Raw genomic sequence first — 8477 nt, 5'->3', positions numbered from 1 at the left:
AAATAATCGCCAACCACAAAGCGGTGACAAGAAGGAACGCGGCAATCGCGATCGCAACCAAGGTCGTCCTGACCGCAACACCAATAACGGCCGTCAAGATCGTCGTAATGATCCTCGCAATGACCGTCGTGACAACCGCAGTCAGGACCGTAATCGAGGTGGTCAAAATAATCGTCCACAGTTAAATCAAGGTCCTAAAATTGATTTTAAAGCGCGAGCAGCGGCTCTGAAAGCAGAGCAAAATGCGGAGTACGCACGTTCTAGCGAGGAGCGCTTCAAGCAGGCTCAGGCAGCCAGAGAAGCGCAAGAACGTCAGAATAGGCGGAAAGAGCCAGTTCAAGCAGAAGTACCTGTTGTCGAAACGGTCAAATCTGCTCCGGCCGAACCTGCACCAACTGCCGCTCCCACTGCAGCACCAGTTGCAGTAGATACTCGTCGTAAAAAACAAGCCCGACCAGATAAGAAGCGTGATGAATTTGAACGCGAAGAAGATGGTCCAAGAAAACAACAAAAGAATCGAAGCAGTCAAAATCAAGTGAGAAATCAAAGAAACAGTAACTGGAATAATAACAAAAAGAATAAACGCGGAAAGGGCAACCACAATCAGGCTCCAAAACCTGTTACAGAACGCAAGTTCCATGAGTTGCCGACCGAATTTGAATATACAGATGGCATGACCGTTGCAGAAATCGCAAAACGGATCAAGCGCGAGCCAGCTGAAATCGTCAAGAAGCTCTTTATGATGGGTGTGATGGCAACGCAAAACCAATCTCTTGACGGTGATACTATTGAACTCCTCATGGTAGACTATGGTATCGAAGCTAAGAAGAAGATTGAAGTCGATACTGCCGATATCGAGCGTTTCTTCGTGGAAGAAGGCTACATCAATCCGGATGAATTGGTAGAACGTCCGCCGGTTGTGACCATCATGGGACACGTTGACCATGGTAAAACGACCCTCTTGGATACCTTGCGTAACTCTCGGGTAGCGACAGGCGAAGCGGGTGGTATCACCCAACATATCGGTGCTTACCAGATTGAGGAAAACGGCAAGAAGATTACCTTCTTGGATACACCAGGACACGCGGCCTTTACCTCTATGCGGGCCCGTGGTGCGTCTGTGACAGACATCACCATCCTGGTCGTAGCAGCTGATGACGGTGTAATGCCTCAGACTATCGAAGCGATTAACCACTCCAAAGCAGCTAATGTGCCAATTATCGTAGCCATCAACAAGATTGATAAGCCAGGTGCAAATCCAGAGCGTGTGATTGGTGAATTGGCTGAGCATGGTGTCATATCGACTGCTTGGGGCGGCGAGTCTGAATTTGTCGAAATCTCAGCGAAATTCAACCAAAATATCGATGAACTTTTGGAAACAGTCCTCTTGGTGGCTGAAATCCAAGAGCTCAAGGCTGATCCGACTGTTCGAGCGATTGGTACAGTCATCGAAGCCCGTCTGGATAAAGGAAAAGGTGCGGTTGCAACCTTGCTTGTCCAACAAGGTACACTGAATGTGCAGGATCCAATCGTTGTCGGCAATACCTTCGGTCGGGTTCGGGCTATGACTAATGATCTAGGCCGTCGCGTTAAGGTGGCTGGTCCATCTACCCCAGTTTCCATCACTGGTCTCAATGAAACTCCGATGGCTGGTGACCACTTTGCGGTCTATGAAGATGAAAAAGCTGCGCGTGCAGCCGGCGAAGAACGTGCGAAACGTGCCCTTCTCAAACAACGTCAAGCTACTCACCGTGTCAGTCTGGAAAATCTCTTTGATACCCTCAAAGCTGGTGAAGTCAAGTCTGTTAATGTTATCATCAAGGCTGATGTACAAGGTTCTGTAGAAGCCTTGGCTGCTTCCCTGCAGAAGATTGAAGTGGAAGGTGTTAAGATTACTATCGTCCACTCAGCAGTTGGTGCTATCAATGAATCCGATGTAACGCTGGCAGCAGCTTCAAATGCCCTGATTATTGGTTTTAACGTCCGTCCGACTTCTCAAGCGCGCCAGCAGGCGGAAGCTGACGATGTAGAAATTCGTCTCCACAGCATTATCTACAAGGTTATCGAGGAAATGGAAGATGCCATGAAGGGAATGCTGGATCCAGAGTACGAAGAAAAAGTCATCGGGGAAGCCCTTATTCGCGAAACCTTCAAGGTTTCCAAGGTCGGAACTATCGGTGGATTTATGGTTATCAATGGTAAAGTTACCCGTGATTCCAAAGTTCGAGTTATCCGTGATGGTGTCGTGATTTATGATGGTGCTCTTGCCAGCCTCAAGCACTTTAAGGATGACGTTAAGGAAATTACCAATGGCCGCGAAGGTGGACTCATGATTGACGGTTACAATGACATCCAAGTAGATGACACGATTGAAGCTTACATCATGGAAGAGATTAAAAAATAAAAAACTCGCAGCGAAAATCAGGAACGCGATAAAGAATCAATGATTCTAGGCGAATCCATCTTTTCGCAAAGAGTTCGAAACAAACTCAATCCAACTAAAACTAAAAATATAAGCTAGGCTAGGCCTAGCTTATATTGCAGAAGAAAAAATTAGAAAGGAAATCCTATGGCAAACAATTTTCGTGCAGACCGTGTGGGAATGGAAATTAAGCGTGAAGTCAATGAGATTTTGCAGAAAAAGGTTCGTGATCCACGAGTTCAGGGTGTGACCATCACCGATGTCCAAATGTTGGGTGACTTGTCCATGGCCAAGGTCTACTACACGATTATGAGTGACTTGGCTTCTGACAATCAGAAAGCCCAGCTTGGTCTGGAAAAGGCGACTGGTACCATCAAGCGAGAACTGGGACACAATCTTAAAATGTATAAGATTCCAGATTTGACCTTTATTAAGGATGAATCTATTGAGTATGGCAACAAGATTGATCAGATGTTGCGCAATCTAGATAAAAAATAAAGAGGAACTCAGCTGAAACTAGCTGAGTTTTTGCTTTTGACTCTCCCAAAAATAGGCCGTATGAAAAACATAAACGAAAAAGATGATATTTTTTTTAAAAAAAGCTTGTTACTTTAATTAATATCCTTTACAATAGAAAAAGGAGAATATTCGATATTTATTTTTCGGAGGAAAAGAAATGTCCATTAATTGGCAAGAAATTATATTTAGCTTCTTGGGAGGCTTGGGCCTGTTTCTATACAGTATCCGTATGATGGGAGATGGGCTGCAGCAGGCGGCGGGAGACCGATTGCGCTACTTTATCGACAAGTACACCAGTAATCCTTTTTTAGGTGTCCTGGTCGGTATCGGCATGACTGCCCTGATTCAGTCCAGTTCAGGTGTGACGGTCATTACAGTCGGTCTAGTTAGTGCGGGGCTGTTGACCTTGCGTCAGGCCATCGGGATTGTCATGGGGGCCAATATCGGGACGACTGTGACTTCCTTCATCATCGGTTTTAAACTGGGTGATTACGCTCTGCCTTTGCTCTTTGTCGGCGCGGTTTGCCTCTTTTTTACCAAAAATCGCTCGGTTAATAATGTCGGCCGAATCCTCTTTGGTGTCGGCGGTATCTTTTTTGCCCTCAATCTGATGAGCGGAGCCATGGAGCCCCTCAAGGATCTGCAGGTCTTCCGGGATTACATGGTTCAGCTTAGTAAAAATCCGATTTTGGGTGTTTTTGTCGGGACGGGGCTGACCCTCCTCATTCAGGCTTCCTCAGCGACCATTGGGATTCTGCAGAATCTCTATGCCAGCAATCTCATTGACCTGCAAGGAGCCTTGCCAGTGCTGTTTGGTGACAATATCGGAACCACGATTACAGCGATTATCGCTTCCTTAGGAGCCAATATCGCAGCCAAACGCGTAGCTGGTGCCCATGTGGCCTTTAATGTCATTGGAACAGTTATCTGTTTGCTCTTTCTCGTGCCATTTACTGCTCTGATTCAGTGGTTTGAGACAGCGCTGCATCTGTCACCGGAAATGACCATTGCCTTTGCCCACGGGACCTTTAATATCACCAATACTATCGTCCAATTTCCCTTTATCGGTGTTTTAGCCTATGTGGTTACGAAATTGATTGCGGGTGAGGATGAAACAGTCAAATATGAACCTCTTTATCTGGACAAGATTTTGATTCATCAGGCACCATCTCTGGCTTTGGGAAATGCCAAAAAGGAACTGCTTCACATGGGTGGCTATGCTTTTAAATCTTTTGAACTGGCCTATGATTATATCATTAACCATGAAGAAAAAGCTGCTGAAAAGGGGCATAAGACGGAGGAAGCCATCAATGCGATTGATGATGAACTGACTCGTTATCTGATTGCACTTTCTGGTGAGCAGCTTAGTCAAAAGGAAAGTGAGATCCTGACCAATATTTTAGACTCCAGCCGAGATTTGGAGCGAATTGGGGATCACTCAGAGGCTTTGATAAATCTGACAGACTACCTGATCCGCAAGAAGGTTACCTTCTCACCAGCTGCTTTGGAAGAACTGGAAAAAATTTATCACATGACTTTAGAGTTTATCAAAGAAGCTTTAACTTCTGTGGAAACAAATGATGTTGAGTTGGCGAATAATTTGACAGCGAAACATGAAGCGATTGATAAGCTAGAGCGCAAGCTACGTAAGACGCATATTTCTCGTCTAAATAGAGGAGAATGTACACCTCAGGCTGGTGTCAACTTTATCGAAATTATTTCGCACTATACTAGGGTTGCTGACCATGCCATGAATTTGGCGGAAAAAGTCCAAATCGAGCAGATTTAAGAATTTTAAAAAGCAGGATTCCTGCTTTTTTGTTTGTTCAAATAATATAATAAATTTTTCCAAAAAACAGGTATAGACCATTTACAAATAAAACAGAAAGCGTTATAATAGAGTCAATAAAAAATTAAACAAGAGGAGGCAGTCAGATGCCTAAATATATTAAAGCAGATCAATTTTTCTATCCTCAAGGGATTCGTAAGGGTGGATTTTTGGAATTGATCGATGGAAAATTTGGGAAATTGGTGCAAGAAGTGCCTGCTGATGCGGAAGTGATTGATTACACAGGCTACTCTGTCGCACCAGGTCTGGTCGATACCCATATCCATGGTTTTGGTGGGGTCGATGTCATGGACAATAACATCGAAGGTACCCTCCACACCATGAGTGAAGGGCTTTTGACGACAGGGGTTACCAGTTTCCTGCCGACTACGCTGACCTCTTCCTATGAGCAGCTTTTGGCTGTGACGGAAAATATCGGTGCTCGCTATCAGGAAGCTAGCGGTGCCAAGATTCGTGGTCTCTACTTTGAAGGGCCTTACTTCACTGAAAAGTACAAGGGTGCCCAAAATCCAGCCTATATGAAAGATCCGCGCATGGATGAATTTCGTGCTTGGCAAAAGGCTTCCAATGGTCTTCTCAATAAGATCGCTCTGGCACCAGAACGTGAGGGAGTGGAGGAATTTGTCCGCACCATCACTGATGAAGGTGTGACAGTGGCGCTGGGGCACTCCAATGCGACTTATGATGAAGCCAAGACAGCAGTAGAAGCGGGTGCCAGTGTCTGGGTGCATGCTTACAATGGCATGCGGGGCTTGACCCACCGCGAGCTGGGCATGGTTGGGGCTATGTACGAGCTGCCCCACACTTACGCAGAGCTGATTTGTGATGGTCACCATGTGGATCCTAAGGCCTGTGATATTTTGCTCAAGCAAAAAGGGCATGAACATGTAGCCCTCATCACCGACTGTATGACTGCAGGAGGTCTAGACGACGGCGACTACATGCTGGGCGAATTTCCAGTAGTCGTAGCCAATGGCACGGCCCGCCTCAAATCTACCGGCAACTTAGCAGGATCAATCCTGCAGCTCAAAGACGGCCTGAAAAACGTGGTTGAGTGGGGCATTGCTAACCCTCACCAAGCAGTCATGATGGCTAGTCTCATCCCAGCAAAATCCGTACACATTGATGATGTCTGCGGCCAGATCAAGGAAGGCTACGATGCTGACTTTATCGTTCTGGACAAGGATTTAGAGCTGGTTGCCACTTATCTGGATGGTGAAAAACGTTTTACAGTATAAAATAGTAAACCATTCGTTTTAAAAAGTCTCCTTATATTTTTCAGAAAGGATAGGTTAATGGCCTATCCTTTTTGTTGGCTTTGGCAAACTTTCAAAGCTCAATCCTAGGTCGCTCCTTATATCTGCTTCAAAAGAGTTGTTTCTGAACGGAGCTCCCATCTTTCCCTGAAGAATTTGCTTAGCCTTTGAAGTTAGATTAAGAGCTGTATGCGACTTTCTTCAGTAGTCTAATCAGCCAGAAGATGTGAAATGTGCGATGAGAGAAGTTTGAATTGCTGGTAGGGGCGTGATATAATATGATTATATGATTAGACGGGGGTAGGATATGAAAAAGATTGACGTAAAATTTCTGGTAATGGGAGTTTTTTTCCTTCTTTTCGGGCTTGTTTTGAAACGTTTTTTAATGACCTTTATCGGCTTGGCCTTTATCAGCTACAGCTTTTTCAGTAAAGGGATGGCACCAACGAAAGAAAATATTTTCAAACCAAAATTTCCTAAAAAGAAAAAAGGGAAATGAGCTTTCTTGGCATTGGCGAGGAAGCTTCTGCCGGATAAAAGAATGCTGAACTGTGCATAGATAAAAATCAAGGAGGCATGAGATGAAAGACTATCTCTTAAACAATGGTGTAAAAATTCCAGTCTTGGGCTTTGGCACTTGGAAGGCTCAGGATGGTGAGGAAGCCTATCAGGCGGTGCTGGCCGCTCTCAAGGCAGGCTACCGGCACATTGATACGGCAGCGGTCTATAAGAATGAAGAAAGCGTCGGCCGAGCCATTAAGGACAGCGGCCTTGCGCGTGAGGATCTCTTCATCACGACTAAGCTTTGGAATGGCAATCATACTTATGAAGAAGCTCAGGCAGCTTTTGCCCGTTCTATGGAAAGGCTGGGCTTGGACTATCTGGATCTCTATCTCATCCACTGGCCCAATCCAAAACCTTTGCGAGAAGATGGTGCTTGGAAAAAGCGCAATGCGGAAGTATGGCGGGCCATGGAAGATCTCTATGAGGCAGGCAAGATTCGGGCCATCGGCGTCAGCAATTTCCTGCCCCATCACCTAGAGGCTCTGCTTGAGACAGCGCGCATCACTCCGGCTGTCAATCAAATCCGCCTAGCACCAGGCGTCTATCAGACAGAAGCGGTGGACTTCTGCCGTGAGCGTGGTATTTTGCTAGAAGCTTGGGGACCTTTTGGTCAGGGAGAGCTTTTCCAAAATCCAGCAGTGCAGGCTGTCGCAGACAAGTATGGCAAGACTATTGCCCAAGTCGCTCTGGCTTGGAGCTTGCAAGAGGGCTTTCTGCCTTTGCCTAAGTCGGTCACTCCGAGCCGAATCGCCAGTAATCTAGATTGCTTTGACATCGAGCTAGATGCTACTGACATGGAACTTCTTAAAAGCATACCTGTCGAAGCTGGGGCGCCAGATCCGGATCAGAAGGATTTTTGATGAAAGTGATTTTTTGTCAAAGTTCAGACAGTGAAAGCTTGTCAGTTGATTAAGGAACTCGCCTTTTTTAGCTATGCCAGCGAGACTGTCACAGTTTCAGATCAGCACCATGCAGTCTTGGAGCTTGCTGGTTGGGAAGAGATTTATGAACTAAAAATTTGAAAGTATCCCCAGATTGAAGAGAGCTGGGGATTTTTATCTATGGCAATATGGAAACGCTATAAAACAAGAGCTTTCTGTGCTATAATGAGGTATGTAAAACGAGACCGATATCCAAACAAAAAGAGTTAGATAAGGGAGTCAGATGAAAAAGACCCAGGAATTAGAAATAGAAAAGCAGCTGATTGAGGATTGTATGTATATTTTTTACCAATATCTTTTTATGAATTTCTTTATTTATAAAGATATCTATGTTATACTATGAACTATAGATTTTTGGTTATCTAGTATAACTGTTTTTATAAAAGAGGTTACTACTTTGACTTTAATAGATAAAATAAAAGCAAAAGATCTTAATTATTGGGATTTTAAAAATGTAACTGCTTCGGGTATTCATAAAATTAGTGCGTATCCAGCTACTATGGTACCCGACATGCAATATGAATTGATTAATTTAATTAAAAGTGAAGATTCATCCATTACAAATATTCTTGATCCGTTTCATGGTTCGGGAACGACACTTGTAGAAGGAGAGAAGAATAATCTTTTTCCTATTGGTATAGATATTAACCCTTTGGCTAATCTTATCACAAAAGTAAAGTTGCAAGGTGTTAATAAACAGTATATTTACGTAGCAAATAAAAAAATAGAGCTATTTTTAAAAAGTGACAGTTCAGAGTTTGACAAACACTATTTTTATAATATAGAAAAATGGTATCGTAAAGATTTCATACAGACATTTAGTAAAATTCGTTATGCTATCCAGAGAGAAAAATATAGATATGTAAGACAGTATTATTGGGTGTGTTTAATTAATATTTTAAAAAAATACAGTAATACACGAAGTT

Annotated in this window: 7 protein-coding genes; all 7 read left to right on the top strand. The window is 44.0% G+C overall.

All coding sequences use genetic code 11. The features are described from left to right. A partial coding sequence (infB, locus tag STRDD04_RS09800; protein ID WP_231853929.1) for a translation initiation factor IF-2 occupies window positions 1-2404 on the top strand: 2404 nt, incomplete at its 5' end. 165 nt (window positions 2405-2569) lie between these two features. Continuing rightward, window positions 2570-2920 (top strand): 30S ribosome-binding factor RbfA, encoded by a 351-nt coding sequence (gene rbfA / locus STRDD04_RS09795; RefSeq protein ID WP_062201889.1) that lies wholly within the window; start codon window positions 2570-2572, stop codon window positions 2918-2920. A gap of 178 nt (window positions 2921-3098) precedes the next feature. Next, window positions 3099-4730: a Na/Pi cotransporter family protein gene (locus STRDD04_RS09790; protein ID WP_062201886.1), complete on the top strand. Its 1632-nt coding sequence runs from the start codon at window positions 3099-3101 to the stop codon at window positions 4728-4730. 146 nt (window positions 4731-4876) lie between these two features. Next, window positions 4877-6028, top strand: coding sequence for an N-acetylglucosamine-6-phosphate deacetylase (gene nagA / locus STRDD04_RS09785; protein WP_062201884.1), 1152 nt, complete (start codon window positions 4877-4879; stop codon window positions 6026-6028). 325 nt (window positions 6029-6353) lie between these two features. After that, the gene (locus tag STRDD04_RS09780; RefSeq protein ID WP_062201882.1) at window positions 6354-6545 is read left to right on the top strand and encodes a hypothetical protein; all 192 of its coding nucleotides are present in this window, start codon (window positions 6354-6356) and stop codon (window positions 6543-6545) included. An 82-nt stretch (window positions 6546-6627) separates the two neighbouring features. Then, the gene (locus STRDD04_RS09775) at window positions 6628-7470 is read left to right on the top strand and encodes an aldo/keto reductase (protein ID WP_062201880.1); all 843 of its coding nucleotides are present in this window, start codon (window positions 6628-6630) and stop codon (window positions 7468-7470) included. Between the two features lie 478 nt (window positions 7471-7948). Continuing rightward, on the top strand, window positions 7949-8477 hold a 529-nt coding region (locus STRDD04_RS09770), incomplete at its 3' end, for a DNA methyltransferase (RefSeq protein ID WP_231853928.1).

Source organism: Streptococcus sp. DD04, assembly GCF_001578725.1.
In the GTDB taxonomy this organism is placed as follows: Bacteria; Bacillota; Bacilli; order Lactobacillales; family Streptococcaceae; genus Streptococcus; species Streptococcus sinensis.
Note: the sequence above shows the minus strand (reverse complement) of the source record. Positions and strands in the feature narration are given on the sequence as shown.